The organism is Methylobacterium sp. WL18, assembly GCF_008040015.1.
GTDB classification, from domain to species: Bacteria; Pseudomonadota; Alphaproteobacteria; order Rhizobiales; family Beijerinckiaceae; genus Methylobacterium; species Methylobacterium mesophilicum.
This window is the reverse complement of record NZ_VRVD01000720.1, coordinates 1-2162: the sequence shown is the minus strand read 5'-3', so window position 1 is coordinate 2162 and position 2162 is coordinate 1. Positions and strand designations below refer to the sequence as shown.

Annotated in this window: 2 protein-coding genes; both read right to left on the bottom strand. The window is 71.9% G+C overall.

The features are described from left to right. Positions 1–152: 152 nt before the first annotated feature. Complete coding sequence (locus tag FV228_RS27465) at positions 153–1397, bottom strand: AAA family ATPase (protein WP_147857403.1); 1245 nt, start codon at positions 1395–1397, stop codon at positions 153–155. A 65-nt stretch (positions 1398–1462) separates the two neighbouring features. Next, positions 1463–2162, bottom strand: a 700-nt coding sequence (locus tag FV228_RS27460; RefSeq protein WP_147857402.1) for a CpaD family pilus assembly protein, incomplete at its 5' end; no start/stop codon positions are given.

Below are 2162 nucleotides of genomic sequence, written 5' to 3'. Positions count from 1 at the left end.
GAATCGCGCAGCACCGGCGCCGTCGGAACGGCGGCCCGCGCCTGCGGGACCGGTGCGGGTGCCGTCGGGGCGGCCCCGGTTTGTCGCCTACCGAACATGGGTCAGATCCAAGGCGCCCGCGTGTGGCATCGTCCCGGCGACGGGCGCGCCCATCACGAGGCCTTGCGGCCGGCGAGCTTGGCCAGCAGCGGCTCCAGCAGGCTCGTCTTGCTGCGCCGGGTCTCGGGTCGCCCGAGGGTGACCGCCGCCAGGTCGTTGAACAGCTCCGCCACCTTCGAGCCGGCCTGGATCTCGGCGATCATCTGGCCGTTGTTGGCGGCGGTGCCGAACAGGGTCGGCTCGAACGGGATCGTGGCCGCGATCGGCGCGTCCAGGGCCTTGGCGAACTCGGCCGCGCCGATCTCCGGCCGCTTGGCCATGCCGACGCCGTTGAGCAGGATCCGGGGCGGCTGGTCGTTCGGGCGGCCGTGCTTGAGCGCCCCGAGCAGGTTCTTGGCGTTGCGCAGGCAGGCGAGGTCGGGCCCGGCCACGATCAGGATCTCGTCGGCCGCGGTGAGCACGCGCTTCGACCACGCGTTCCACTGGTGCGGGATGTCGAGGACCACGCAGGGCACGCTGGCGCGCAGGTACTCGATCAGGGAATCGAAGGCCGGCTCGGACAGGTCGATGGTCCGGTCGAGGCTCGCCGGCGCCGAGAGCAGGCTCAGGTTGTCGCTGCACTTCGACAGCAGCCGCTCGACCAGGGCCGAATCCAGGCGCTCGGGGGCGAACACCGCCTCGGCGATGCCCTGCGGCGGGTCCTGGTTGAAGTTGAGCGAGGCGGTGCCGAAGGCGATGTCGAGGTCGGCGATCACCGTCTGGACGCCCTGGTTGCGGGCCACCGACCAGGCGAAGTTGTGCGCCACCGTGGAGGCGCCGATGCCGCCCTTGACGCCGTAGACCGCCACCGTGCGGCCCACCGGCTTGACGCCCGGCGCCGTGAACAGGTCGGAGATCGCCGCGATCAGGGTCAGCGGGTCCACCGGCGCCATCAGGTAGTCGGAGACGCCGCGCTGGATCAGTTGCCGGTACAGGGTCACGTCGTTGACGTGGCCGATCACCAGCACGCGGGTGCCCTCGTCGCAGACCTCGGCCAGGGCATCCAGGCACTCGACCGGCTTCGAGCGCACGCCCTGCGTCTCGATGACGACGACGTTGGGGGTCGGCGCGTGCCGGTAGGCTTCGATCGCGGCGGCACCGCCGCCCATCCGGACCTTGACCTGGGCCTTCTGCATGCGCCGGTCGAGGGCCGCGCCCTCGATCATCGCGGCGGTCTCGCCGGTCTCGCAGAAGGCCTGGATCGTGATCCGGGGCACCGGGGCGATCGTACGCTCGGATGTCTCGGACGGGTCCGCCATGACGGCACTTTCGGGTTCGTGGTCGAGTCGCGGCGTCGGGGACCAGGGGGCGCGCACCGTGCGTCCTAGTTGGTGACTTGGGACTTGACGGCGTTCGTCCCATCTTGCCGCCATGTGGTTGACGGATCCTTGCCTTCCCGCAACTGGCCGATGTCCCGGACGCGCTTGACCGTGTCGATCCGGCCCTCCGGCCGGCCGCGCACCAGGTCGACGGGATCGGCCACCTGGGCGGCGAGGGTGGCCTGGGTGGCGCAGCCGAGGTTCCAGCTCGGGCGGTTGCCGTAATCGGACGCGAAGTTCGAGGTGCCGAGATCCTGGGGCCACAATCCGCACTGGTCGGCGACCTTGGCCTGCATGCGCTGGAAGCTCAGCCGGATCGGGGCGGCCAGGCCCGGCGCCGCGACCGGATAGGGCGACTGGAAGATCTCGCGGGCGCCGACGCCGTCCTCGGTGCCGCGCCGGAGCAGGGTCGAGGCCGTGCGCGCGACGGAATCGGCCTGGGCCGGCGGCAGGCCCTGGGGCACCTCCATCAGGATCCCGCCACGGCCGTAGCGGCGGTATTCCAGCATGAACGCGTCGATGTCGCCGGCCTGGCGCGGGTCGAGATGGCCGGGCCCGGTGGCGAACACGTCGAGGCTGCGGGTGCCGTCGGCCAGGACGATCGGATGGCGCGCCCGGTAATCCGACAGGTCGATCCCCCCGGTGGTGGCCGGCTCGCCCTTGCAGGCGGCGGCCAGCAGGCCGAGCGCGCAGGCGGCCAGGAGG